The following is a 24,859-nucleotide window of genomic DNA, read 5'->3' as shown; positions in this document are numbered from 1 at the left end:
CGTAAATATCTGGTCTGACCAGCCTTTGGTCCGATTGCCGAAACCTGCGGATTGAACGATACTGCCTGGCCTATTTCGTTTGGCTGCTAACGTTTAGCCTGCAGTCTTAAACTTCTCGTTCAGTCTGGTTGTCTTGCATGCACCCGGTTGTTTCCTCCTACCTGATTCCGGCGCTGTTCGTCTGGCTCTGGAGCACTGGCTTTATTGGCGCCAAGTACGGCTTGCCCTATGCCGAGCCCTTTACCCTGCTGTTGCTCCGTATGCTGATCACCCTCGGGTTACTGGCCATTCTGGTCCGGCTTGTGAACACCCGCTGGCCTGGCTGGCGGGCGGCGGGCCATCTGGCGGTGACCGGTGTGCTGGTGCATGGCTGTTACCTGGGCGGGGTGTACTACGCCATTCAGGATGGCATGGCCTCGGGCATTGTGTCGCTGATTGTGGGGCTGCAGCCGCTGGTGACGGCCGCGGTGGCCGTGATGCTGCTGGGCGAGCGGGTGACCTTCCGGCAATGGCTGGGGTTGGCGCTCGGGCTTGTTGGTGTGTCGCTGGTGTTGTTTGAGAAGTACGCCGGCAACCAGGTGGGCGCGCCTCTGTCGGCCTGGGCTTTGCTTTGGGCGCTGGTCGCTCTGGCCGGCATCTCGCTGGGTACCGTGTACCAAAAGCGCTTCGGGACCGGCGCGGATCTGGTGGCAGGGACCTTCATCCAGTATTCCGCGGCGGCATCCTTCTTTGCCATTGGCGCCTTTGCGCTGGAAAGCCGTGAGGTGGAATGGAGCCTGCAGTTGCAGCTATCCATGGCCTGGCTGGTGCTGGGGGTATCGATCGGCGCCATCCTGTTGCTCATGTGGCTGATCCGGCGCGGCGCAGCCTCGCAGGTGGCCAGCCTGTTTTACCTGGTACCACCGGTCACCGCCCTGGAAGCCTACATTCTGTTCGGTGAGCAGCTTGGCGGCCTGGCGCTGGCTGGTGGTCTGGTAGCGATTGTTGGTGTGGCGCTGGCGGTGACGCAGCAAAAAGCCGGAACCGGCGCCCCGTTCAAGCGTGCAACGGCCGATGAATGACGTAACCCGCGGTGTCTGGTATGGGTTGTCGGCTTACCTGATCTGGGGCTGTTTCCCGCTGTTTTTCGCGCTTTTCGAAGGTATTCCCGCCTTTGAGGTTCTGGTGCACCGGATCATCTGGTCCTGCGTTTTTCTCTCGCTGGTCATCACCGTGCTCAGGCGTTGGCGACCGGTTAAGCAGGCCCTTGCGGAGCCGGCAAAACTCTGGCGGGTACTGGCGTGCGCGTTACTGATTGCGTCCAACTGGGGAATCTACATCTACGCGGTCGAAACCCGCCATGTGTTGCAGGCCAGTCTCGGATACTTCCTCACGCCGCTGGTGAATGTGGCGCTTGGCTTGCTGGTATTGCGTGAACGCATGGCCGTTCTGCAGGTGATGGCGGTGGGGCTGGCGGGCCTTGGCATCCTGGTGCAGCTGGTCACTCTCGGTGAGTTGCCCTGGATGGCGCTGGCGCTGGCTGTCACTTTCGGCACCTATGGCCTGCTTCGCAAACAGGTCGTTCTGGACGGGCTCTCGGGCCTGTTTGTGGAAACCCTGCTGCTGTTGCCGGTGGGGTTGCTTGCCTTTACCTGGCTCAGCCAAAGCGGGCAATCTCATTACGGTGGCAATGCGATTCACGCGACCCTGCTGATGGCCAGCGGCATCGTTACCGCCATCCCTCTGCTGTTGTTTGCCGGAGCGGCACGCCGGTTGCGGCTGGCAACGCTGGGTTTCCTCATGTATCTCAACCCGACGCTGCAGTTCTTCCTGGCGTTATGGGTGTTTGATGAGCGCCTTAGCCAGATCCAGCTAGCCAGCTTTCTGATGATCTGGACCGCATTGGCGCTTTACAGCTGGTCCTCCTGGCGTCAGCAAGCCAGAAAAGCCGCCCTCCGTTAGCTGGCCGGAGGGCGGGCGTCCATGCGCGCCATCAGATCGATGATGGCGTTTGAAAACGCCATCGGAGCATCCTCCTGCAGAAAATGGCCACCCTTGAGTGTGATATGGGGCTGGCCTTCGGCACCGGGAATCCGGTTTTGCATGTAGGCGTCCCCGCCGCGGGTAATCGGGTCGCCACTGCTGAAAGCGGTCAGGAAGGGTTTGTTCCAGGCTTCCAGAACTTTCCACGCCGCCCGGTTGGCGGGTGCGGCCGGGTCATCCGGGGTCATCGGCACCAGCTTGGGAAACGCGCGCGCACCGGCTTTGAAGGTCTTGTCCGGAAAGGGCGCATCGTAGGCTCTTCGTTCATCTTTGGTGAGGGTCCGGGCAGCGCCCAGGTTGACGATCTGGGCGATCGGGAACCAGGGGCTGTTCAGGGCAAAACCCTTCCACAGTTTGAAGGCGGCCGGTGCCTTCTGGTCGCCGGTTGGCAGCATGCCGTTGCCAACCACAATGGCGCGGAATCGCTCCGGATTTTCAGCCGCCAGACGCAGCCCCAGCAGCGAGCCCCAGTCCTGGCAGACCAGAGTGATGTCACTCAGCTTGGTTTGATCCAGGAACGACTGCATCCAGTCCATGTGCTGCTGATAGCTGTAGGCGTTGATGTCCGTTGGTTTGTCGGATTTGCCGAAACCGATCAGGTCAGGGGCAACGACCCGGTGCCCCTTGGCCACGCACAGGGAAATCATGTGCCGATACAGGTACGACCACGAGGGCTCGCCATGAAGCATGAGGATGGGTTTCGCTTCCGCAGGGCCTTCGTCCACGTAGTGCATCCGAAGGCCGCCGACATCCAGGTAATGGGGGGCGAACGGGTAATCGGGCAGGTTGACGAATCGGTGCTCCGGCGTGCGAAGGAAGTCCATGGGGGTGCCTCGTAATCTGTTGTTCGTTGTTATTGCTCTGTCGGCGTACGGGCAGTTTGCCCAGTCCCCGGGTAACCGTCAATCCAGCCGTTCGGCGGGCAAAAGAGCGAAAGTACCGAGACTGCATTATGGTTGAGTAACAGGTACGGGCGATGTTCACAGGAATGAACGCATCGGGGGGCGGAATGCATGACCTACTGGCTGGTGGCCAATCCAAAAGCGGGCGATGGCCAGCGGGGACAAACATTCTGGCTGAACGCATTGGCCCGGGCCGGGATACGGGAGCCGCGAAAGGTCGGCTTTGACGATCAGGCATGGACGGAAGAGATCCGGCCTGGCGATGTCGTGATGGTGGCCGGCGGAGACGGCTCGGCCAATTTTGGCGCGCAGCTGTGCCTGGAAAAACAAGCCACGCTGGCGGTACTGCCGTCGGGAACGGCGAACGACTTCGCACGCAACCTGGCGCTACCCGAGGATCCGGAGGCTCTTTGCTCGCTGGTGGCACAAGGCAGCACGCAGAAGGTGGACGTTGCCGAGTTCGACGGCCGGCTGTTTCTTAATGTCGCGCATATCGGTCTGGGCACGCTCCCGGTTCGCAAATCGGAGCCTGCCGGCAAGAAACTCTTTGGCCGCTTCAGCTACGGTGTTGAGCTGCTGCGCAGGCTGAATGCCAAGCGGGGGTTTTCGGCGGAGATCCGTTGCGACAAGGCGGTGATTCGGGGCCGCTGGCTGTCGGTTGCCATCGCCAGTGGTGCGTTTTTCGGGGGTGGCAACGAAATACCCGAGGCCAGTGCGGATGACGGGCAGTTGGATGTGGTGGCCATCAAGCCCCGGTCTCTGGGGCAGTTGCTGCTGACGTTCCTGACCATTCGCCTGAACCGGCGTTCGCCGGATCGAACCAGTACCGTGATTCAGATGAAAGGGCGCGAATGCTCGATCGTTACCAGCAAGTCCAAAACGGTGACCGCCGACGGTGACGTGGTCGGGGAAACTCCGCTGAGAGTGGTGAGCCGGCCCCGTTGTCTGTCCGTTATCGGGGCCCGGGTGGTCAGCACGGCCCCAGGCAAGGCACGCCTCTAGAACCAGAGCCCGGGATCTGGCTCCGGTTGCTTTCGCTCAATGGTCAGGCCACGGGATTCGAGAAATCGCACCAGTGCCTCGGTGTCTTCCACGTTCAGGAAGGAGCCCAGCGAAACGTGAACGTCGCGATGGATGAGGACCAGTTTCGGTGGCGCGAAAGGGTGCTCTGGCGGGTTCATGCGAAGGCGCGCGTAACGCACTGGCAAGGTCCACTCGGACAGTTTTCGCCGCCGGCCTTTTTCCAGCCGGATGTCGCTGTTGTTAATGGTGAGTACTTCCTGTCGCTGGCACGACTGGGACGTCAGGTAAACGCCGATCGCCAGCGCCAGCAGTTCCAGGCCGGCAAATGGGACCACCACCCAGGCCCCGGCCAGCGCCATGGCGGTAGCGATTATCAGGGTGACCGCCACGACACACAGCCAGATGCGAACATTGCCTCGCCAGCTCAGAGAACGGTTAGGTGTCAGTAGCAGCCGGACACCTTCTGCGTGATTAAGGTGCTGCACCATAGTCTGGCGCCTTTGGTCGTCACAATGGCCGGTTATACGTCCTGCCGGGAAATAACGATGAGTCGTGGAATGACCCAGCGGTAATCCCACAACATCGCAAAGCACGACATACTAGAATCATGAGCTTGATCATAGTCGAGATTTTCAGGTGGAGGCGGTGTGGCCCGTAGATCACGGACGAAAAAACTACTGACCTGGCTGATGTCATTGTGTGTCGGCGCTTTGCTTCTGGTGCTTGGTGTCCTGGTGCTGTTTCGCTTCGTCAACCCGCCGACATCCGCCTTTATGCTGGCGTACCAGTGGCAGCCGTCGGAGGCTCCGTTGCGCCAGGCGTGGGTAGACGCTGAGCAGATTTCGCCGTGGATGCCTCTGGCCGTCATTGCCAGTGAGGACCAGCGCTTTCCCCAACACTGGGGGCTGGATGTGGACGCTATTCAGAAAGCCGTGGAGGAGTACCGTTCCGGCGATGGCTTGCGTGGCGCCAGTACCATCACCCAGCAGACGGCTAAAAATCTGTTCCTTTGGAACGGCCGCAGTTTCGTTCGCAAGGCACTGGAAGCGGGCCTGGCGCTGGGGCTTGAGTTGGTCTGGTCGAAACAGCGAATTCTCGAGGTGTACCTCAACATCGCCGAGTTTGGTCCCGGTATATACGGTGTGGAAGCCGCCAGCCGGCATTACTTTGGTATTCCGGCCAGTCGCCTGTCCGCCCGACAGTCGGCGAGGCTCGCTGCCGTGTTGCCAAATCCCAAGGTACTGAGTGTGGTGAATCCCTCCGCCTATGTGGCGGGCCGGGTGGCCTGGATTCGGGGGCAGATGCATCAGCTGGCCGGGCTGGACTATCTTCAGAGCTGGCCCCGCTGACCGGCAGCGGCCGTTTCCCCGTTCGTGCTTTCGGTGCACGGCCGGGGATAAATCAAGGGCGAGGAGGGCAGGGTTCTGAAACTGCATACCTGGGTGTCGCTGGTGGTTATTGCTTTCGCCTGGCTTGCGCTTGTCCGGGCGGGCACGGCCTCTGCTGATGAACTTGAGGATGCGGTGCGTCAGGGACTGGCGGAGACCTTCTCTCTGGCGGCTTTTTTGACCAATGGCGAGACCATCCGGTTTGGTGTCTGGGACTTTGACCCGAACGAGGTGTTCCGGCTGGAGGACCCGGAACTGGGCTCGGCCGAATCCTCGGAGCTGCGCCGCAGCATCCGCAACGTGATGATGCCTTTGACCACCTCGACACCGCTGCCCCAGTGGAATTCCGAGCTTATTTGGGGCGGCAGTCTGGCACTCATTGAAGTGACCCGGGAGGGGCAGCTGGTGGCGTCCGAAGAGGCCGCGCTCGATGAGATTCGGGACCAGGTGTTTTCGGTAGGAGCACACGCCCGCTGGGATTACTTTCTGCGCCCGGACTGGCACTTGAGGGCCCGGATAGAGGGGCGCTGGATGCGCTATCGCAACGACACAGCCTTCCGCACGGTACAGTCGCGCAGGATAGAGCCGGACCTGGACGGGCTGGTCAGCAACATTCGCGTCAAAGCGCTGATGACCGAAACGGCCATCGGTACCTGGTATCAGAATTATCTGCACGGATCGGTCTGGCACTGGACGGCGGATGTCCACTACCTTGCGGGTGACACCTACGATACCGACGTGCCCGCCCACAACACGCAGCCGCGGGCCTGGTTTACCCGTGCCGGGGTGCGCATCAGGGACCCGTTACGGATTCCCTTATGGCGGGATCAGAGCCTCTGGCTGGAAGCCTATCGGGTGGACATGGGCGGAGATCTGGACGGCCAGCTCGGTAACGATCACTACTATGAACTGGGCGGTGGCTGGCAGATGGAAATGCCGGACTGGGTGCCTTATCTGGACAACATCGCCATCGGTATCAACATTAATTATGGTAGTGTCCTGCGGGGCGGCACCCTGGTTTTTTTGTTCAACGAAGAGTAGCCGACGTCATTTCACGAGGGGAGAATACTGGCCATGGCAGGGACGGAGCAAGGGTTGACGGTTCTGGTTCTGGGCGCAACCGGGCTCACTGGTTCTCAGGTGGTTCGGGGGCTGTTGGAGCGGGCTGAGGTCCGGCGTGTGGTTGCTCCGGTTCGGCGGGAAACCGGGCTGAGCCACACCAAACTCGACCAGCCGCTGGTGGATTTCGATGCCATGGACAGCCAGGCGGAGCTATTTGCCGTGGACGCCATCATCTGCTGCCTGGGCACCACCATCAAAAAGGCCGGTTCTCAGGAACAGTTCCGCAAGGTCGATTACGGGTACAGCCTTAAGGCTGCGGAGCTGGGACGGCTGGCCGGTGCCCGGGCCTTGATTCTGATGTCGGCGGTGGGCACCTCAGCCACATCGAGCATCTTTTATAACCGGGTGAAAGGCGAACTGGAGGAGGCGGTGCGGGGGCTGGGCTATCCCTACCTGTCCATTTACCACCCGGGGTTGCTGCTGGGGCAGCGTCAGGAGCAACGGACGGCGGAAGCGCTGGGCATCAAGGCGATGCCACTGCTCAACCGCTTACTGCTGGGACCACTGGAGCCCTATCGTGGGATTGAGGCAGCGACAGTGGCTCGGGCGATGGTAAACGAGGTGTGCGAGCTAGCCGTCAACGCCGATAGAGCAAGCGGTCAGCAGGACTGGACCCACCGCGATATTTGCAGGCTCGCCGGCGACTAGCTCACCCCAGGGTCGCATCCAGCGACATCATGACGACAAAACCGATCAGCAGCGAAAAGGTGGCGATGGTTTTGTAGCTGTTGCGGTGGGTTTCGGGAATGATTTCATTGCTGATGATGAACAGCATGGCGCCCGCCGCGAAACCCAGTGTCCAGGGCATGATGGGCTCGGCAATCCACACCAGTGTCGCCCCGAACAGACCACCGATGGGCTCGGCCAGCCCGGTCAGCAGAGCAATCGTGAAGGCTTTCAGCCGGGAGTAGTCGATCGCGAGCAGGGAGAACGCGACGGCCAGGCCTTCGGGTATGTTCTGAAGGCCGATCCCGGTAGCCAGCACATAGCCGTTGCGGACATCGCCACCGGCAAAGCCAACACCGACCGCCATGCCCTCAGGGAAGTTGTGCAGGGTGATGGCGATGATGAACAGCCATATTCTGCGGATGTGTTCGGCGTCCGGCCCCTCACGGCCAAGGTCAAAATGTTCGTGGGGTAATTTCTGATGCAGGAAAAACAACACCGCCGCCCCGGACAGCAGGCCAAAGATCACCACCGCCGCCGAAGCCCAGGTGGCGCCCAGCAGCTCCTCGCCGTACTCCAGACCCGGCAACAGCAGAGAAAAAAATGACGCCGCAAGCATCACGCCGGCAGCCCCGGCGAGCATGCTGTCCTTCAAGCGTTCGGATAACGATTTAACGAAGAAAATGGCGAGCGCGCCCACGCCGCTGGCGGCACCCGCTGCCAGACTTGCGAGTGTTCCCTGCCAGATGATGCTGATGTCAGTGGCCATCGTGTCGGATACTCATGGGCTTTGGGAGGACTACGACACGAACCCCGGGGCAGTTCAGCCGGCGCGATACCGGGTTTATGACGGCTGAGAATTCGTGGATGGCTTATCGGAGTGGCCGAGTGATCGGTCCGGCTCTATTTCATCCCGCACCAGTTGCTTGAGTTGGGTGATTTCCGGGAATCCCTGTTGCTCCTTGCGTGACCAGATGCGTTTGCCATTGACCCACACTTCAAAGATGCCGCCCGTTCCGGGATGCAGGGTGAGCTGGTCGAGGCTGCCTTCGAAGGTGGTCAGCAGTTCCTGGGCCATCCAGGCTGAGCGAAGCAGCCAGCGGCATCCGGTGCAGTAGTGGATATCGACTTGGTTTGTCATGGCATCAGGTCTCCGTGTTGTGATTCAGATACTGCCGAATCCTGCTGAACAGGTCATCCTGGAAATGCTCCGCCAACGGGTACAGGTGACCGGCCTCTGGCAGCAGGGTCAGCGAGGCCTGGGGCAGGTTGTTCGCCAGGTGGCGGGCATAGTCTACCGGTATGAACGGGTCCTGCATGCCCTGATAGAGCAGAATGGGAATGTTCACTTCCGACAGCGTAAAACCCCAGCTTTCCAGTTCTGTCAGCAGGTCGGTGGCGATCGCGTCACCGCCACTGGCCAGGCACACCATCTGGTCCCGGCGAAACACCTTGCCGCGCAGGAAATAGCGCAGGAGGTCGCGATCTTCCTGGCTGATCAGTTGCTCGGCTTCGCGCATGTACAGGCCCGGATGGCGCCTGAACATCCAGGCGGCAACGCGCACCGCGATCCTGGTGAGCCGGGGGCTCATGCGGGCGAGGCGGGGGCCGGGCCAGCGTGTGCCCTCGACAAATTGGTGCGGGCGCTGGTATTCGTCGAAACTGGTGTATCCGGACAGGCACACCCCCAGATCCATGCGCCGGCCCAGGGCGAAGGCGCACGCCAGCGTTCGGGAGCCACCACTGGACCAGCCAACATGGCTGAACCGTTCGAATCCGAGCGTGTTTGCCAACTGCAGGATGTCGCTGGGATAGTCCAGCAAAGACCGCCGCTCCTGGAAGTCCGAGAGGCCAATGCCGGGCCTGTCAGGGGTGATGATCCGAAAGCCGTGTCGCCTTGCCCGCTGGTGGAAAAAACGGCCCTCCAGCCGGGAACCGGGCATGCCATGCCCGAAAAATACCGGATAGCCATCCTTTGCGCCGACATCGGTGTAGGCCAGCTTGCGCCCGTCCCGCAAGCGGATCAGGTGGTCAGCCGTCGCTGGCGTGTCAGATGATGAGGCTGTGCTTCCTGACAATGGCAGGTGTCCCTGGCAGCGAGATGTCAGTCGGTCTTGTAGGTTGGGAAGACCGACCGGGAGAGCGTTGGCTCGCAGCCGGTAACGCCCCTTGCCCGTTCGTGGGCGTGAAGGTACCAGCGTACGCCCGGTTGGGTAAAGGTCCGCTCGGTGATGGCGATATCGACAGTCTGGGCCGTCTGTGGAATCGGGGTGCCGTCGGCATGGCGATAAACACAGGCGGCACCGAGGGTAACTGGCGAAGCCGCCGGCAGCTCGATAAAGCCGTCGTCCCGGATCTCCGGTGGCTCCCCTTCAACGGCAATGACTTTCAGGCAGGGGCCGTAATGAATTTTGTCCAGATCCTCGAGTTCTTCACTCAGGCAGTGTTCTGCACTGAGAAACACGACGTTGCGGTCGATGCCTTCCTGTTGGTCCGGCAGCGACTGGCAGCCGGATACCAGCACCAGCGTCAGTGCCAGGATGGTGATGCGGTGTGTCATGGGCGCTCCTCGGTATCTGGACTCATCACGATAGCAACCGGAGTCATTCGTTGGGTATCGCCGGAGGGTGTCTGGCGCAGCGCACTGATCAGCGGGCCGTCGCGGTTGTAGATGTCGGTGCGGATCTGCAGTTGTCCACTGTTGTCCACCCAGGCGGTCCAATATTGAATGTAGACCGGAACCGGGTTGGGCAGGGTCACGGTCTGCGTTCGCTCGCTGGCGACCGCTTCGGTCAGCGTTGCGTCGGTCCACTCAGGATCGCCCGACAGCAGCCATTGGGCCAGCAGGAAGGGCTTCTCAACACGGATACAGCCCGAGCTGAAGGTGCGATCGATGCGGCCGAACAGTTGTTGCCCCGGGGTGTCGTGCAGGTACACCGCATAGCGGTTCGGGAACATGAACTTGATGCGCCCGAGAGCGTTCTGAGGGCCTGGCTGCTGGACCAGGTGGTAGGGAAACGCGTCCGGAGTCAGCTCCGCCCAGGGCACCGTGGCGGGGTCTACCTCTTGTCTGTTTGCGCCCCAGCCCTGGTACACCCGAATGTTCATTCGGGCCAGATAGTTCGGGTCGCGGATGATGCGCGGCAACTGGTCCGCGATCACCAGTTTTCGCGGGATGGTCCAGTCGGGGTTCAACACCAGGTAGCGGATGCGGTCGCTGAAGACGGGGGTTTGCCGGAAGGGCTGGCCGACGATGACTTTCTGGTGCTGAATCTCCATTCCATCGTCCACCACGGTCAGGCTGTAACCGGCGATGTTCACCAGAACGTAGCGCTCACCAAGCGCTTCCGGCAGCCAACGCCAACGCTCCAGGCTGGCGTCGATCTGGCGCACCCGCTCGATGGGCAGCATATTCAGGGCTTGCAGGGTTTGCGGGCCGATGAGGCCGTCCGGTGCCAGCCCATGACGGGCCTGGAAGGTGGCCAGTGCCGGCTTCATTTCCGGGGTATAGGCACCCAGGTTGGATGGCGGGGCCCGTTGCTCCCGGTCGGCCAGGTCGGTCAGGGCACGCAAGCGCCGGCGAATCTCGGGCAGGCGGTCGTCGCGATCCCCGGGCCTGATCACCGGCCCGAAGGCAATCGGCAACCAGGACCGACCAAGCAGAGGCGTCATTTGCTGGCGCGCGTCCACCAGCTGTCTGTAACCGGGGTGGGCAGGGCGCAGGCGAGCCAGTGCTCCGGACACGTCCTCGGTGGCCAGTGCAGTGGCCAGTGCGGCAACGATGTCCTGTGTTCGGTCACTGGCGGACCAGTCTGGCTGCCGGGTTCGCGGATTCACCTTACCTTCGAGCAGGTGCGAGCTGAGCAGCAGAAACGCGTCGGACAGCAGCATGTCCAGGTCGGCCCGCAGGTCTGGGGAGTATTGGCTCATGTCGCCGGTGGCGAGCTCGGAGAGTATGACCGAGTGATAATCCTCCGGCGCCAGCCCCTCCTGGCCGATGGCACGGATGCTCCTGATCAGTTGTTGCCGGGCTGCGGGCGACTGCCAGGCGGGTTCGTATTGGCGGGCGCTGTAGAAGCTCGACAACGCCTTCCGGGCCAGCAGCGGATTGCCCAGAACCTCCACCGGGAAACCGGTATCCAGTGCTTCAACGCGGTTGACGATGGCTTCGTCGGCCGACAGCCGCGATGACTGGCAGGCAAGGATTAACAGGCTGATGATAAGCAGTGCGGCTCGTGCAGGCGCGCTGGATACTGGCATGAACTGTCTCCGGTTCGTCCCTGAACAAACAGCATAGTTGAGAAACGTGTTGCCCCTTGGATGTCACCACAAGGCTATTTGTTCCCCTCCGGGCCGGCGGAACAGATCCGTTCGCAGGGGCTCGGTTTCGTGCAGGGTTAAGCCGAGCTTGCGGGCTCGGTGGTTGAAGCGCTGGCGAATCAGCTCGGCATAGGGCCCGGTCCCGGTCATCCGGCGGCCAAACTGGCTGTCGTTGTGTTTTCCGCCCCGCAGATCCCGAATCCGGTTCATCACCCGCTCGGCACGATCAGGGAAGTGCCGGTGCAGCCAGTCCTGAAACAGTTCGTCCAGCTCAAGCGGGAGTCTGAGCATGATCCAGCTGGCGCGGGTTGCGCCCGCGTCCGAGGCGGCGCTGAGTATGTCTTCGATCTCGTGATCGTTGATGAATGGAATGACCGGGCCAAGGATAATGCCGGTGGGAACGCCCGCTGATGCCAGCTGGGCAATCATCTTGAGGCGTGTGGCCGGCGCAGCCGTGCGCGGTTCCATGCGCCGTTTCAGGTCGTTGCTGAGTGTGGTCAGGCTGATGCGCACCGAGCACAGTCCCTGCGCCGCCAGTTCCGATAGCAGATCCAGGTCCCGCAGGATCAGCGCGCCCTTGGTAATGATCGACACCGGGTGACGGTATTCCGAGAGCACTTCCAGCACCGAGCGGGTAATGCGGCGGTCCCGCTCCAGCGGCTGATAGGCGTCGGTATTCACGCCCAGCGCGATGGGCGACGGTGTGTAGCCCGGCTTATCCAGTTCCCGGCGCAGTTGCCGCGCCGCACCGGGTTTGGCAATCAACCGGGTCTCGAAGTCCAGCCCCGGTGACATGTCCCAGTACGCATGCGTGGGCCTGGCAAAGCAGTAAATGCAGGCGTGCTCGCAGCCGCGGTAGGGGTTGATGGATTGATCAAACGGCACATCCGGGGAGTTATTCCGGCTGATGATGGTGCGCACCTGCTCGTCGACCACCTCGGTCGCCATCGAGTCGGGATTCGGATCGTCCTCCTCCGGCTGGTACCATTCGCTGTCCCGCGAGCGGGCGATCACTCTGGGCTGATAGCGATTGTGAGGGTTCAGGCTGGTACCGCGGGTTTTCATAATTACCGATACTGTTTAAATGTACAGTATTGTATGCTAGCTCCGCAGACTCCGGAGCGCAAGGGTGCCGCTGAGGCGGTTTTGGTGATTGGTGGGAGTGGTATGTCTGATCTGAGCCTGATTCAGTATGTGCTGATTGGTCTGATCTTTGTCTGGAGTGGGTTTGTGCGTTCCGGGCTTGGGTTCGGCGGCGCGGTGCTGTCGCTGCCATTTCTGCTGCTGGTGCTGGATCAGCCGCTGGTGTTTCTGCCTCTCATTTCGGTTCACCTGCTGGTGTTTTCCTCCCTGACCATCTGGCTCAATAACCGGAAAAACCGTACCGCCCCGGCCACGACATCGGACGAGCGCGGAGCGCACAGTGGCGTGAGGGAAAGCACCGTCGACTGGCAATACCTCTGGCGCATACTGGGCATCATGATCGTGCCAAAACTGGTGGGGGTGCTGGGGCTGATCACCCTGCCTTCGAAGGTGCTCAGTGGCATCATTTTCGCCATCGTGGCGCTGTATTCGGTGTCTTACATCATCAATCGTCCGTTCCGCAGTGGCAGCAAGTCGGTAGATACCGTGTTTCTCATGCTTGGCGGCTACATCAGCGGTACGTCGTTGATTGGCGCACCGCTGATCATTGCGGTGGTGGCTCAGCATTTGCCCAAAGAAAAACTGAGGGACACGCTGTTCGCGCTCTGGTTTATCCTGGTGACCATCAAAATGGCGGCGTTCATCTGGGCGGGGGTTGATCTGCAGTTGATTCATCACCTCTGGCTGCTGCCGTGTGCGGCGGTGGGGCATGTCATCGGCCTGGTGGTCCACGATCGCATGTTAAGGGCGGAAACACCGGTGTTTTTCCGGGTACTGGGCACGGTACTTCTGACCGTCAGTACGATAGGGATTTTCAGCGTCGCTGGTTAGACAAACGCCAACTTGTGTCCTGCCCGCTCACGGCCAACACTTCTTGTTGGGATACCCGGTAGGGAGGCACCCCGATGAGCGAGCAACCAGGCTATACCCGTCTGCGGAACTGGATGGTGGATCAGCAAATCAGCAGCCGTGACATCTCATCGCCCCTGGTGATTGAGGCCATGCGGCGTGTGCCCCGGGAGAAATTCGTGCCGCCGGATCTGGCGGACAGCGCCTACGACGACGGTCCGCTACCGATTGGTGAGGGCCAGACCATTTCCCAGCCTTACATCGTGGCGCTGATGGCGGATGCGCTGGACCTGCGCGGCGGGGAAAGCGTGCTCGATATCGGCACCGGCTCGGGCTATGCCGCTGCCGTGATGGCGTCCATCGCCGGGCGGGTGTACAGCATTGAGCGCCTTGAAACGCTGGCGGAAAAAGCGGCTCGCGTGCTTGCCGCCGAAGGCTACGACAACGTCGAGGTGCGCTGTGGTGACGGCACCCTGGGCTGGCCGGACAAAGCACCCTTTGATGGTATATGCGTGGCGGCTGGGGCGCCGGCGGTGCCCGATGCCTTGAAGCAGCAGCTTGCCATTGGTGGTCACCTGGTGATTCCGGTGGGGTCCGAGCATACGGTTCAGTCGCTGCGGAGGGTGACCCGGATATCGGAAACGGAGTATCGAACTGAGGATCTGGGGGGCGTACGTTTTGTGCCATTGAAAGGCGAACAGGGCTGGTGATAACCAGCCCTGTCGCGTTCCGGAGACCGGCGCCGGTCAGGCGGCGTTGGTGCTCTCGAAGATCTTGTCGGCGGAAGCCGCCACGAAACCGGTGTACAGGGTTCCGTCTTCTTTCGGGTAACGCAGGGCGAACTCGTAGAAGCAGCTCGGGATGGTTTCTTCGCGGTCACTAAACTTGACCGGAATGCGATCCGCCATGGTGGAAGACTGCTCCAGCAGGTCGGCCGGGGAACCTTTCACTTCGCCACCGGAGGCGTTCACGGTGTAGCCGCTGTCCTTCAGCAGCTGGTTCACTTCCGGAACCGTCTGGTACTGGGTCAGGTGATTGATGCTGACGGTAAAGTGATTGGCACGGTAACCCCAGGCTGCCATCCACGCCGCGTACTCACTCTCTTCCAGCAGCTTGCGGTAGGTGTCGTAATCCACATCCCAGTGCCGGCCGGAGTACAGGAAGTTGTCGGCTTTGACGTCTTCCGGCTTAACCTGGGAAACCATGTCTTTCACGACGGTCTGCAGCTCCGGAGAGAACTCTTCCACCAGCAGCTCGGAGATAAATACCTTCGGTGCTTCCGGGTCCGGATGCTCGAAGTGGCGGGCGTACAGTTTCTTGGCCTCGAAGTGGTATTCACCACAAGCCTTGTAGCCAATGCTGGTGAAGTGCTCGGCCAGTGCGTCCAGGCCAACCGGGGCCAGGTTGAAGGTGCGCAGGGCGATGTGATCGTTCACGATCTTCTGGCCTTCCTCGGCACCCAGGATGCGGTGGATTTCATCCGCTGACGGGGTTACCGACTTGTAGTTTTCCCAAAGGTTGTCAAAAAGCTCTTTCAGATCAGTGTGCATAGTTAACCTCCGCACGAGTGTGTTCGGTAGCAGCCGGCATGGCCTTGGACTGGCTGGTCAGTGGCAGAACCCGGCAAACGCTGCCGTTTTGAAGGTTCAGATGTTTTGCCTGGGCTGGCGTCAGACACAGGGTGCGCGAGCCCGCGCGCGTCGAAGCGCCGGTCAGAACCGTCGCCCGGAAGCCGGCGGTTTCTGTGTTGGTGACCAGCAGCGGTGAATCGAATCGTGTCCGGCTGCGTTTCTGGAAATCATTGGTCGGAACCTGCTCAATTTCAACAGACCAGTGCTCCGACTCCTGCACGCTTCGGATGTCCGGCAGCTTGCATTCCACCGTCGGACCACCGTCAAACAGGTCGACAAATCCTTTGTGCCGGAAGCCCTCGGCCGTGAGCATGTGCAGGGCGGGACGAGTCTTCTCGTGAACCTCGCTCAGTACACCTTGGGCCTCAGGGCTGAGCAGACAGGTGTAGAGCGGATGCGAGGGCATCAGCTCTTCAATGAAATCGGTATTGCCGCTGCTGATCAGGCGAGTGACCTCGGCAAATTCCATGTCGACAAAATGCGCTTGCATCCAGTCCCAGAACGGCGAACGACCTTCGTCATCCGACACGCCGCGCATTTCGGCGATGACCGTGTCGGAAAAACGCTCGGGGTGCAGCCCCATGAACAGGAAGCGCACCCGGGACAGCAGCTTGCCGGCATTCGGCCGGCGGAATTCCGGACGCAGGTACAGCGAGCAGACCTCGGTACAGCCGGAATAATGGTTGCAGCGGCTCAGGGTTTCCACGCTGTGGCGCAGGCCAAGGTCACGGGAATGATGGGTCACGGTATTGCGGTGAAAATGATACAGCGGGTGGGCATGGCCAACGGCTGCCTCGATACCGGTTGTGCCCATAATCTCGCCGGTGGTCTCGTCCTCCAGCACGAACAGATAATGTTCGTCACCGGGGGTGGAGACTGACCGGTTAAAACTGGCGACGGAGTGTTCGATTTTACGGGTCAATGCGTCCCGATCCGGCATCAGGGAAGTGAAGCCCGGGCCGGATTCAACGGCGATCTGATACAGCGTATCAAGATCTGAATGTGCAATCGGGCGAATCAGCATGTCCGAAATTCCTGAGTTGATTTGGCGAAAGTATGAAGGGTTGGGGTGTCAGATTGCAGATGCAAAATGACCGAATCGAGATAGAATAAGATCAAATTGGTAAGTTGAGATGTCAAAATGATCAGTAAGCAGGACCAGAAGCTGCTGATGCTGCTTCGTCAGAACGCCCGCACCAGCATCAGTGACCTCGCGCGGGAACTGCATGTCTCGCGCTCGACGGTGCAGAATCGCATTGCCAAGCTTGAAGCCAGCGGCGTGATACGGGGTTATTCCGTGATGCTGGGCGGCGAGTTTTCAGAAAACCTGGTGGAAGCTCATGTGTCCATCAAGGTGATGCAGAAGCTGACCGCGAAAACCAATATCGAGCTGGAAGGCATCTCACAGGTGGCTCAACTGTTCGCCGTCAGTGGCGAATACGACCTCATTGCCATTGTGCAGGCCCAGTCCCTGGAGGAACTGAGCGCTGTGCTGGATGAGATAGGGAATCTTGAGGGGGTAGAACGCACCAACTCGGCGGTGGTGCTGGAAACCCGTTTCCGGCGCTGACCTCAGACCGGCTTCAGGCGGAACCCCTGCTTCGGGAAGTGGACATGAACAAGGCCCACGGCCGGCGTCTCGCGGGCAAGAATGGTTTCGGTGGCACCGGAATGCACAAGCGTGCCGGTCACCGGGTCCCGGCCATAGTCGGTGGGGGCGATACTGACGGTCTGTCCGGCGTGCTGGGTATCCACCGCCGCCGGCAGCGCGCGGGGCTGGCTTTGCCGGGCCTGCTCAATGGCGTGTTCCGGACTGATCTCGGTGGGCGTGCCGTGGCCAAAGGCCCGGATCCGATCCATCCAGGCCGCCACTGTCGGGTAATCCCGAAGCCAGGGCTTGCCGGCCAGATCGCACGCGAACCAGAGGCCATGGTAGGCGGAAAAGTCGGCGATGCAGGGCTGGGCGCCAAACAGGAAGTCCTGTGTCAGGCGCTCGTTCAGATCGGCGATAAATGCCATCACCACCTTTCTGGATTCGCGTGCCCCCATGGCGCGAACCCGGGCCTTGCGGCCCATGGTTATGCGGTCCTTCAGGAACCGGAAGGTGTGCAACAGGGAGGTTTCACGGAACAGCTTTGTCAGCAGTCGGGCGTCGCTGGCGGCAATCACACAAGCCAGAAAAATCTCCAGTTCCACCTTCTCGACAAAGGCCTGAACGTCCTCCGGCTGTTCACTCAGAATCAGTTCCGGCTTGTTGGCCCGGGTGGCAATTTCGCGGGCAATGGTGCGGGTGTCGCAAAAGATATCCGCGCCTGATTGGGCCACCGGGATTTTCCGGTAGCCTCCGGCCAGGGTGTCCAGCACCGGTCGGGGTGGCATTTCCTCGACCCGAACCGATTGCCAGCTGAGGCCGGCGTAACCAAGAAGGGCTCGGATCTTTTCGGAAAAGGGCGACATGGGGTAGTGAAAAAGCACCAGATCAGACATGTGAGCGCATCCATTCTTTTGGAAAAAGAACAGTTTACAGGAGGATGCGCTGCCTTACAGGTCTGTCGTGAGGCTGTTAAGGCCTTTTTGTAACTGCGCTCAGCCGCCCAGAAGGCCGATGGATGCGCAGTACAAAAACGCGGCGGAGCCCAGCAGGATGAGGCCCCAGGCGGGGAAAATCAGAAAAGAGCGGGACGATGATTTCACGGAGTCCTCCGGTGGGCGAGCAAGTCGCGGTGCTTCCATTTTCAATCTAGACCAGGGCCAGCGATTTGAAGCTCAGGTTCTGTGAACTGCTTCACGCCCATGGCAAATAATGTCAGTCAGGCAGTTGGGTCTTGCTATTGAGCCAGCTCGGAATACGGCTACTATGAAGACAGACGTTTTCCGCCGGATTGAATCAACACAATAATAAGGAGCCATCGATGGCATCTGATTCCCGCAAGCAAACTTCTCTGCACTGCCTTTATTACTGGGCCAAGGAAACCCCCGATAACGTCTTCCTGACGCAGCCGTTCCCGGACGGGCATGTCGAGGACATCACCTGGAAAGAGGCGGCCGACCAGGTATCCCGAATGGCGGCGCACCTGAACGGGCTGAACTTCCCGGAGCAAAGCAAAATAGCCATCCTGGGCAAGAACAGTGCTCACTGGATTCTGGCTGATCTGGCGATCTGGGCATCGGGTCATGTGTCCGTTCCGCTGTATCCCACGCTCAACGGCGAAACGGCCGCCTACATTTTTGATCACAGCGAGGCCAAGTTGCTGTTCCTCGGCAAGCTCGACGGTAAGGCGGATGGCTGGAATGACATCAAGGGACATGTTCCGGCCGATCTGCCGATTATTTCCCTGCCAATGTCGCCGCGCGACGACACGCCGAAGTGGCTCGATATCATCGCCAAAACCGAGCCTGCTGAACCCAAACTGCCGACGCCGGACACGCTCGCAACGCTTCTGTATACCTCCGGAAGCACCGGCCGCCCCAAAGGCGTCATGCACAGTTTCCGGACCATGATTTCCGTGGCCGAAGGCCTGCAGCAGATATTCCCGGTGGATTCAGACGAGCGCATGCTGTCGTATCTGCCGCTTGCGCATGTGGCCGAGCGGGCCGCGGTGGAAACCCAGGCCCTGTATTACGGTTTTCATCTGTATTTCGCCAATTCCCTGGAGACCTTCCAGGAAGACCTGCAGCGCGCCCGGCCGACTGTCTTCTTCTCGGTTCCGAGGCTGTGGATGAAGTTCTACCTAGGAGTCAGTGCCAAGCTGCCGCCGAAAAAACAAAAGGTACTGTTCAACATTCCACTGCTGAACTCGCTCGTGAAAAAGAAAGTGCTGAAGCAGTTGGGACTGGATCATTGCCGTGCGGCGCTGACCGGGGCGGCACCACTGTCGGCCGAGATTATCGACTGGTACCGGAACCTGGGGCTGGAGTTGCTTGAGGTATACGGCATGTCCGAGAACTTCGCGTATTCACACGCCAACCGTCCCGGAAAAACCAAGGTCGGCACCGTGGGTAACGCTAACCCGGGCGTTGAGCACCGGATTGCCAGCAATGGTGAAATTGAGGTGAAGAGCCCGGGCCTGATGCTCGGATACTTCAAGAATGACGAGAAAACCAAAGAAGACATCACCGACGACGGTTTCCTGAAAACCGGCGATATGGGGGAAATCGACGCAGAAGGTTTCCTGAAAATAACCGGTCGGGTAAAGGACCTGTTCAAGACCGCCAAAGGCAAATATGTGGTGCCGGTACCGATCGAGAACCGCTTCAATCATCCGAAAGTAGAAGTTGTGTGCGTTGCCGGCGCGAACCAGCCGCAACCCTGTTTGCTGGTGCTGTTGTCGGATGAAGCCCGGCAGGAGCTGGCCAACGGTGGCGATCGCAAAGAGTTGGAGCAGGAATTGCGGCAGGTATTCGATGCGGTGAATGCGAAATGCGAGCCGCACGAAAAGCTGGCTCACATGATAGTGGTCAAAGACCCCTGGACCATGGAAAACGGCATGTTGACGCCCACCATGAAGATCAAACGGAATGTTATTGAGGACTTTTATGCCGGCAAGATGGATGGCTGGTTTGAGAGCAGGCAAACCGTTATCTGGGAAAGCTGATCCAAAGAAAAACGCCGGTGTTCCGAAACACGGAACACCGGCGTTCTAGAATTCCTTCCTGTCAGGCCTGCGGTTCTGCCGCTGGCCTGCACTCCTTAGACGCTGCCCTGCATCCGGGGCATATCAATAGCGGCTTCCGCCTGAGTCTGAACGGTCTGTGCCTTGCGGCTGAACCGTTGCACCATTCCTTTGATGGCTGCGCGGGTGTATTGCCTCCGCGTCTCAGCGCCGTTGTGGAGGAGCGCTGATGGAAGCGGCTGATCTGTAACACTGTGTCTATGAATCATTACGCTTTCCTCCAAGTAGGTGCGAAATAGTTAGCGATCTACCTTAAACTGCGAGACGCATTCTACGATTTCTAATTCGCAGTATTAATAAGTTAAAATCCGTATCCGTGTTGCAAAAATGCAGTGAGAGATGGACTGGGATTATCTGAGATTTATTCGCGCCCTGGCCCAGGGCGGCACCCTTGCGAAAGCGGGGCAACTGTTGGGCGTGCACCAGACTACGGTTCTCCGTCGGCTCGACCAGGTGGAGGAGTCTATGGGTGTGCAGTTCTTTGAGCGCAGCCGGGATGGGTTCCAGCTTACCCCGGTGGGCGAGACCGCTTTTCGCGAGGCGGAAAAGCTCGCCGTGGCCATGGAAAACCTGGAGCGCAAGCTGGTGGGGCAGGGCGACGATCCGGTGGGTAAGGTGCGCGTCGCGGCTGAGGATGTTCTGCTGAATGAGCTGCTCAGCCCCATTCTGGCGGAGCTGGTTCGGGACTACCCCGGCATTGAGCTGGAGGTACTCACGGATAACGATGTTGCCAACCTGAGCCATCGGGAAGCCGACATCACCGTTCGGCCGGAGAACGACCCCCAGGAAACCTTGTCCGGGGAGCGAATCGCCGCTATCGAATCAGCGGTGTACGGTTCGATCGGATATTGTCGGCGGCACCGTGATATCGAGATGCTGAGCCGGCCAGAGGATTTCCGCTGGCTGATTCCTGACGAGAGCTTTACCCAGCTGGCGACCGGGCGGTGGTACCGCCGAAACCTGAAACAGGCGGAATTGCTGGTTCGATGCAATAGCCTGCAGTCGATGGTCGCGCTGGCCAGGGCGGGCGCCGGACTGGCTGTCTTGCCCTGTTATCTGGGGGAGGGCGCGCGTGAGTTGCGGCGTCTGAGTGATCCGCTGGAAGGAGAGAGCGTCGATTTGTGGCTGCATGTCAATCAGGACACCCAGCAAATGGCCCGCGTGCGGATTGTCATGGAGTACCTGGTTGAACGTTTGCGGGCGCACGCCGGCGCCATTGAAATAAGCGCCGCGTTCTGATCAGCCCCCCTTAACCGGGCACCGAACAGAACGGCCAGAACTGATACCAGCGCCAGCACTGGAATTCCTGCTCACAGGCCTGAAGCTGGTTGTCGTACCGGAACGCCCGACTCCGCACCCGCTTGGCGAGCCCCACGATGGCGGGCTTTTGATCGAAGGTGCGTCGGCTGAAACCTCCGCGTCCTTCGTGGTAGGCCAGGTAAAGCTGAAACGGATCGGAGAAGCCAACGTCCAGGTGACGGTGGGTCAGGTGGTTGTACCAGCCGATGAAATCCAGGGCGTACTTCATATCAGTTCGAACCGCATACCAGCTGCTGTCATTGGCGCTCAGGTAATCGTGCCAGGCCGGGTCCAGGGCCTGCGCGTAACCGTAAGCCGAGCTGACCCGGAACCAGGGCATCCAGCCCCACAAGCGCTTCCGCGGTGGTTGGGCGTGGCTCCGGAACGACGATTCGTAATACACGAAGGCCATCTGAGTCGCTATCGGGGTTCCCCAGACGTCCTGTGATTCGCGGGCGTAGTCGTACCACGCCGGATGTTCCCGGAATATCTCGCACAGATTGTCGGCATTGGCCGGCGGGTCCGGCGCGAGCAAACTGAAGCGAATGGTGGCCCAGATTCCAATGAGCACTCCGGCCACCGGAAGCGCATACCAGGTCAGGCGGGCACGCCATGGTGAAACGCGGCGACGGCGCCTGCGGGTGTTTCGTTTCCCTACCAAACTGTCATCTCCCATTAATTGGGATCACTTGCCGATTTGGCATAACTCGTGCCATAAACAAAGGAAGGCACACAACGAGATGATAGTGTTATGAAACCTCGCGCTCTAATTAAACCTCTTTTAGTTGCTGCGGCAATGGTGGCCGGTCAGGCAGTAGCCGCCCCTAGTGCACAGCAGGTTCTGACGGCGTCTCCCATCGATGACATCGTGGCCCATTATCCGGCGATGATGAAGCAGGGCATTGAAGACGGGCTTGCCCGGGTAGGGCAAATGCCACCGATGGTCACGGCAACCATCGGGCAGGTGGTCAGCCACAGTTTTCGGGATGCCGACATCGAACAGCAGATCGTTGCCAACCTGGAAAACAACCTGACCCCGGATCAGCTGGCGTCGGTTCATGACTGGTATAAAACACCGGTAGCCCGGAAGATTGCCGAAGCGGAAATCGCGGCATCCGCGCCCTCGGTCTGGAAAGAAATTCAGGCCCAGGGGCCCGAGCTGAGTAAAAAATACCGCAATACCGAACGAAGCCGGATGTTCGAACGCTACGATCGAGCGGCCCGCGCCACCGAGAGCGCGGTGGATACCACCATTGCTGTGCAGCTGGGGCTGGCCACTGCCATGTCCGCATTCAGTCCCGGGGCCATGAGCCAGCAGGAACTGCGCCAGGCGATCGAAAATCAGCGCAGCACCCTGCGAGGCGTGGTGGGCCAGCAGGTGTTTGATAGCTACCTGTACACCTATGAGGACATCAGTACCCAGGAAATGAGCCTCTATCTGGACTTCCTTGAGAGCGCGCCCGGGGCGGCTTTTTCCAAGACCGTGACCAGCAGCATTCAGCAGGCGATTTCCGAACCGATTGAATCGGTCAGTTCACAGATGGTACGCCTTCTTGCCCCGGCTGCCGGGGGAAAACAATAACTGTCGCAACGGCTCAGCAAGGGCGTTAGCCGCCCCGTTCCAGCGACAACTGTCAACCCATTCAAACCAAGGGATTGGTGAAAGTTTTTGAGCAAAAATTTGTTCGGAAGCGAATTTGGGTCCATGTTATACACATGTGCAACGGTGGAGTTGCTCCCATGGATTTCAATGCGTACCAGAAGGCCCTGACCCTTCAGTCCCGTGGAAGTGAATGCCCCTTTCCTCCGGAAGAATATGATCAGCGGCTTGCGCGCGTCCGTCAGTTGATGGAAGCGGATGATATCGACGCGCTGCTGCTCACTGACAGCTCCGATATCTTTTACCTGACCGGCTACAGCACCTTCGAAGTTTCTGTGCATATTGCGCTGGTCGTTACCACTTCATCCCTGTTGCTTCAGGTGCCCTCCATCGAGATGGGGCCGGCCATTGTGACCACCCGGGTGGACAACGTGACCGGGTATCGCTGGGAAGGAATTGGCGAGGTTCTGTTGCCACTGATTGATGCCCTGAGTGAAGCGGCGGATACGGTGGGCATCGATTCCTGGCACGGCTCGTTGCGACTCGGCGTGGTCGAGGGGCTGAAAGCCCGGCTGCCGGGTGTCCGATTCGTTGATGCCGGCGGTCTGGTGAAAAAGGTCCGGATTGTGAAATCCGAGATGGAAATCAATTTCCTCAGGCGCAGTGCCAGTGTGACAGCGGAAGGCTTGCGCGCTGCAGTGGCCGCCGTACGGGCAGGAATCACCGACAACGAGGTGGCCGCCGCCGGGGCCCGGGCGTTGCTGGATGCCGGTAGCGAGTTCATGAGCATGCAGCCGATCGTAACCACCGGCCCCAGAAGCAGTGTGATCCACGCCAACCACAAACGGTGTCCGATTGAACCGGATGAACCGGTCTTTCTGGAGTTTGGTGCGGCCTGGCACCGCTACACGGCACCGATGATGCAAACCGTGATAGCAGGCAAGCCTTCGGCTCAGATGCAGAAGGTGTTCGAGGGCTGTCGTAAGGTGGTAGATGCGCTGTTGGCGGCAGTGAAGCCCGGAAACACCTTTGATTCAGCGGCCCGGGCGGCGGAAAAGGCCCTGGCGCCGTTGGCCGACAAGGTATTCTTCTCTGGTGTGTTCGGCTACACCGTGGGCGCGCAGTTTCCGCCGTCCTGGGTCGAGGGTTCCGGCTTCATTGCCCGTGGCGGCAACACCACCTTCAAACCGGGCATGGTGTTCCATTTGCCAATCTGTCTGCGCATCCCGGGGCAGTGGGGCATTGGTTGCAGCGAGACGATTCTGGTGACCGGTCAAGGCGTCGAGGTGCTGACGGATAACCCCTGGACGCTCACTCCAGCCTGAGATCCTGAATGTAGATGGTGGTGGGCTCTGGCAGCCGTGATACGAACAGCTTGAGCTGTGACACGCTATCCATGTCCATCCGCCGCGTCCGCGGTGCCTGCTCGATGTCGTACAAATCCACCGTAATGGTTTGCGCACCTGGCTGCAGCGTCAGCCGGGTGTTGTACCGATCGCTGTGCGCGTTGTTGCCGAACGCGTGAGTCCAGTCATTGATGCGCAGTGTTATCGGCAGTGGCTCGCTATTGGGGTTGAACAACGCCAGATGCAGCCGTTGATAGCCGCGCCAGTCGGATGGCAGGTTGCCCAATGACCCGCCTGAGTACAGCTTGGTGTTCAAATCGAGCCGGAGGCTCTGCTCGTGCGGGCCGGCGTATTCCTTCGACGGTGTGAGCTCGCCTTGCCAGTAAGGGGTGGGGTCGTTGTGGCTGAAATCGTAGAGCTGGGGCAATTGATGGGCGACTTTAAACTGCCGGACACCGATGGCGGCCGTGGTTCCCAGTTCGAACAGGAGCAGCAGCGTGCTGGCGAGCATCAGTGCAGTATGAGCACTGGCTTGGGCTGATTGTTTCGAATCGAGCCGGTGACGCCAGGCCAGAACGATCCAGACGCCGATCAGGTTACGCAGCATATCGTGCCAGCTGGCCTCGCGCCCGACATCCGACTGCACAACTTCGATCGCGCCACCAACCAGAAACACCGCCAGCGTGGGGATCGCCCAGAGTTTCCAGCCCCCCAGCCATCGCCAGGGATGAGCGGCCAGCGTTATCAGAGCAAAGAAGCCGATATGGCCCAGGTTCCAGACGGCGCTTCCGAAAGGCCCGTTGAACCACTCGGGGCCACCGAAAAATAGTAACGGGGCCACAAAAAGAACGACCAGCAAGGCCAGGGCACGAGGC

Annotated in this window: 27 protein-coding genes; 13 read left to right on the top strand and 14 right to left on the bottom strand. The window is 60.1% G+C overall.

Features of this window, described 5'->3' with window-relative positions; genetic code table 11:
* Positions 1-137 precede the first annotated feature (137 nt).
* Both LPB19_RS16405 and rarD read left to right on the top strand, forming a co-directional pair.
* Positions 138-1,061 carry a DMT family transporter gene (locus LPB19_RS16405; protein ID WP_206643948.1) on the top strand — a complete coding sequence of 308 codons (924 nt, stop codon included), beginning with the start codon at positions 138-140 and terminating at the stop codon, positions 1,059-1,061.
* Complete coding sequence (gene rarD, locus LPB19_RS16400; protein WP_206643947.1) at positions 1,054-1,941, top strand: EamA family transporter RarD; 888 nt, start codon at positions 1,054-1,056, stop codon at positions 1,939-1,941. Before LPB19_RS16405 ends, rarD begins: the two co-directional genes overlap by 8 nt.
* Here the strand turns inward: rarD and LPB19_RS16395 are convergent.
* Positions 1,938-2,846 (bottom strand): haloalkane dehalogenase, encoded by a 909-nt coding sequence (locus LPB19_RS16395; protein WP_206643946.1) that lies wholly within the window; start codon positions 2,844-2,846, stop codon positions 1,938-1,940. The two genes, rarD and LPB19_RS16395, sit on opposite strands and share 4 nt — an antisense overlap.
* Before the next feature lie 189 nt (positions 2,847-3,035).
* Here LPB19_RS16395 and LPB19_RS16390 point away from each other — a divergent pair, with 189 nt between their 5' ends.
* The gene (locus LPB19_RS16390) at positions 3,036-3,926 is read left to right on the top strand and encodes a diacylglycerol/lipid kinase family protein (protein ID WP_206643945.1); all 891 of its coding nucleotides are present in this window, start codon (positions 3,036-3,038) and stop codon (positions 3,924-3,926) included.
* On the opposite strand, the gene LPB19_RS16385 is transcribed toward LPB19_RS16390, so the two are convergent.
* Complete coding sequence (locus LPB19_RS16385) at positions 3,923-4,435, bottom strand: DUF2244 domain-containing protein (RefSeq protein WP_206643944.1); 513 nt, start codon at positions 4,433-4,435, stop codon at positions 3,923-3,925. The genes LPB19_RS16390 and LPB19_RS16385 overlap by 4 nt on opposite strands.
* 159 nt (positions 4,436-4,594) lie before the next feature.
* Between LPB19_RS16385 and mtgA the strand changes: the two genes are divergently transcribed.
* From mtgA to LPB19_RS16370, 3 genes are all read left to right on the top strand, one after another.
* Entirely contained in the window at positions 4,595-5,296 is a 702-nt protein-coding gene (mtgA, locus tag LPB19_RS16380; RefSeq protein WP_206643943.1) for a monofunctional biosynthetic peptidoglycan transglycosylase, read from the top strand.
* Between the two features lie 102 nt (positions 5,297-5,398).
* Positions 5,399-6,376 carry a Solitary outer membrane autotransporter beta-barrel domain gene (locus LPB19_RS16375; protein ID WP_206643942.1) on the top strand — a complete coding sequence of 326 codons (978 nt, stop codon included), beginning with the start codon at positions 5,399-5,401 and terminating at the stop codon, positions 6,374-6,376.
* Between the two features lie 33 nt (positions 6,377-6,409).
* On the top strand, positions 6,410-7,105 hold the full coding sequence (locus tag LPB19_RS16370) for an NAD-dependent epimerase/dehydratase family protein (protein ID WP_228289146.1): 696 nt from the start codon (positions 6,410-6,412) through the stop codon (positions 7,103-7,105).
* A 1-nt stretch (position 7,106) separates the two neighbouring features.
* Here the strand turns inward: LPB19_RS16370 and LPB19_RS16365 are convergent, their stop codons facing one another.
* The 6 genes from LPB19_RS16365 to LPB19_RS16340 all read right to left on the bottom strand — a co-directional run bounded on the left by LPB19_RS16365 (position 7,107) and on the right by LPB19_RS16340 (position 12,508).
* Positions 7,107-7,892 carry a ZIP family metal transporter gene (locus tag LPB19_RS16365; RefSeq protein WP_206643941.1) on the bottom strand — a complete coding sequence of 262 codons (786 nt, stop codon included), beginning with the start codon at positions 7,890-7,892 and terminating at the stop codon, positions 7,107-7,109.
* 75 nt (positions 7,893-7,967) lie between these two features.
* Positions 7,968-8,264: a SelT/SelW/SelH family protein gene (locus LPB19_RS16360; RefSeq protein WP_206643940.1), complete on the bottom strand. Its 297-nt coding sequence runs from the start codon at positions 8,262-8,264 to the stop codon at positions 7,968-7,970.
* 4 nt (positions 8,265-8,268) lie between these two features.
* Complete coding sequence (locus LPB19_RS16355; protein WP_206643939.1) at positions 8,269-9,201, bottom strand: alpha/beta fold hydrolase; 933 nt, start codon at positions 9,199-9,201, stop codon at positions 8,269-8,271.
* 26 nt (positions 9,202-9,227) lie between these two features.
* The gene (locus LPB19_RS16350) at positions 9,228-9,683 is read right to left on the bottom strand and encodes a hypothetical protein (protein WP_206643938.1); all 456 of its coding nucleotides are present in this window, start codon (positions 9,681-9,683) and stop codon (positions 9,228-9,230) included.
* The gene (locus LPB19_RS16345; protein ID WP_206643937.1) at positions 9,680-11,383 is read right to left on the bottom strand and encodes a L,D-transpeptidase family protein; all 1,704 of its coding nucleotides are present in this window, start codon (positions 11,381-11,383) and stop codon (positions 9,680-9,682) included. Before LPB19_RS16345 ends, LPB19_RS16350 begins: the two co-directional genes overlap by 4 nt.
* A gap of 63 nt (positions 11,384-11,446) precedes the next feature.
* Positions 11,447-12,508 carry a PA0069 family radical SAM protein gene (locus tag LPB19_RS16340; protein WP_206643936.1) on the bottom strand — a complete coding sequence of 354 codons (1,062 nt, stop codon included), beginning with the start codon at positions 12,506-12,508 and terminating at the stop codon, positions 11,447-11,449.
* 102 nt (positions 12,509-12,610) lie between these two features.
* Between LPB19_RS16340 and LPB19_RS16335 the strand changes: the two genes are divergently transcribed.
* Both LPB19_RS16335 and LPB19_RS16330 read left to right on the top strand, forming a co-directional pair.
* Positions 12,611-13,417 carry a TSUP family transporter gene (locus tag LPB19_RS16335; protein WP_206643935.1) on the top strand — a complete coding sequence of 269 codons (807 nt, stop codon included), beginning with the start codon at positions 12,611-12,613 and terminating at the stop codon, positions 13,415-13,417.
* 74 nt (positions 13,418-13,491) lie between these two features.
* Complete coding sequence (locus LPB19_RS16330) at positions 13,492-14,145, top strand: protein-L-isoaspartate(D-aspartate) O-methyltransferase (RefSeq protein ID WP_206643934.1); 654 nt, start codon at positions 13,492-13,494, stop codon at positions 14,143-14,145.
* A 36-nt stretch (positions 14,146-14,181) separates the two neighbouring features.
* Here the strand turns inward: LPB19_RS16330 and LPB19_RS16325 are convergent, their stop codons facing one another.
* Both LPB19_RS16325 and LPB19_RS16320 read right to left on the bottom strand, forming a co-directional pair.
* Positions 14,182-14,985, bottom strand: coding sequence for a DUF1338 domain-containing protein (locus tag LPB19_RS16325; RefSeq protein ID WP_206643933.1), 804 nt, complete (start codon positions 14,983-14,985; stop codon positions 14,182-14,184).
* Positions 14,975-16,090 carry an arginine N-succinyltransferase gene (locus tag LPB19_RS16320; protein WP_206643932.1) on the bottom strand — a complete coding sequence of 372 codons (1,116 nt, stop codon included), beginning with the start codon at positions 16,088-16,090 and terminating at the stop codon, positions 14,975-14,977. The genes LPB19_RS16325 and LPB19_RS16320 overlap by 11 nt, the downstream gene beginning before the upstream one ends.
* Before the next feature lie 117 nt (positions 16,091-16,207).
* Here LPB19_RS16320 and LPB19_RS16315 point away from each other — a divergent pair, with 117 nt between their 5' ends.
* Positions 16,208-16,636, top strand: a complete 429-nt coding sequence (locus LPB19_RS16315) for an Lrp/AsnC family transcriptional regulator (RefSeq protein ID WP_206643931.1) — start codon at positions 16,208-16,210, stop codon at positions 16,634-16,636.
* Between the two features lie 2 nt (positions 16,637-16,638).
* Here the strand turns inward: LPB19_RS16315 and LPB19_RS16310 are convergent, their stop codons facing one another.
* A complete protein-coding gene (locus LPB19_RS16310; protein WP_206643930.1) occupies positions 16,639-17,553 on the bottom strand; it encodes a glutathione S-transferase family protein in 915 nt (304 codons plus the stop codon).
* A 425-nt stretch (positions 17,554-17,978) separates the two neighbouring features.
* Between LPB19_RS16310 and LPB19_RS16305 the strand changes: the two genes are divergently transcribed.
* Positions 17,979-19,661: an AMP-binding protein gene (locus LPB19_RS16305; RefSeq protein WP_206643929.1), complete on the top strand. Its 1,683-nt coding sequence runs from the start codon at positions 17,979-17,981 to the stop codon at positions 19,659-19,661.
* A gap of 95 nt (positions 19,662-19,756) precedes the next feature.
* On the opposite strand, the gene LPB19_RS16300 is transcribed toward LPB19_RS16305, so the two are convergent.
* Positions 19,757-19,948, bottom strand: coding sequence for a hypothetical protein (locus LPB19_RS16300; protein WP_206643928.1), 192 nt, complete (start codon positions 19,946-19,948; stop codon positions 19,757-19,759).
* Between the two features lie 130 nt (positions 19,949-20,078).
* On the opposite strand from LPB19_RS16300, the gene LPB19_RS16295 reads away from it, so the two are divergent.
* Complete coding sequence (locus LPB19_RS16295) at positions 20,079-20,978, top strand: LysR family transcriptional regulator (RefSeq protein WP_206643927.1); 900 nt, start codon at positions 20,079-20,081, stop codon at positions 20,976-20,978.
* 10 nt (positions 20,979-20,988) lie between these two features.
* Here the strand turns inward: LPB19_RS16295 and LPB19_RS16290 are convergent, their stop codons facing one another.
* A complete protein-coding gene (locus LPB19_RS16290; protein ID WP_228289145.1) occupies positions 20,989-21,699 on the bottom strand; it encodes a transglycosylase SLT domain-containing protein in 711 nt (236 codons plus the stop codon).
* Between the two features lie 90 nt (positions 21,700-21,789).
* Here LPB19_RS16290 and LPB19_RS16285 point away from each other — a divergent pair, with 90 nt between their 5' ends.
* Together LPB19_RS16285 and LPB19_RS16280 are read left to right on the top strand one after the other, a co-directional pair.
* Positions 21,790-22,620 (top strand): DUF2059 domain-containing protein, encoded by an 831-nt coding sequence (locus LPB19_RS16285; protein ID WP_206643926.1) that lies wholly within the window; start codon positions 21,790-21,792, stop codon positions 22,618-22,620.
* 158 nt (positions 22,621-22,778) lie between these two features.
* Entirely contained in the window at positions 22,779-23,963 is a 1,185-nt protein-coding gene (locus LPB19_RS16280) for a M24 family metallopeptidase (RefSeq protein WP_206643925.1), read from the top strand.
* Here LPB19_RS16280 and LPB19_RS16275 read toward each other — a convergent pair.
* Positions 23,950-24,825 (bottom strand): VanZ family protein, encoded by an 876-nt coding sequence (locus tag LPB19_RS16275; RefSeq protein WP_228289144.1) that lies wholly within the window; start codon positions 24,823-24,825, stop codon positions 23,950-23,952. The two genes, LPB19_RS16280 and LPB19_RS16275, sit on opposite strands and share 14 nt — an antisense overlap.
* Positions 24,826-24,859 lie beyond the last annotated feature (34 nt).

This window comes from Marinobacter salinisoli (genome assembly GCF_017301335.1).
GTDB lineage: Bacteria > Pseudomonadota > Gammaproteobacteria > Pseudomonadales > Oleiphilaceae > Marinobacter > Marinobacter salinisoli.
The sequence above is the reverse complement of the archived record's forward strand: the minus strand, read 5'-3'. Positions and strand labels throughout refer to the sequence as shown.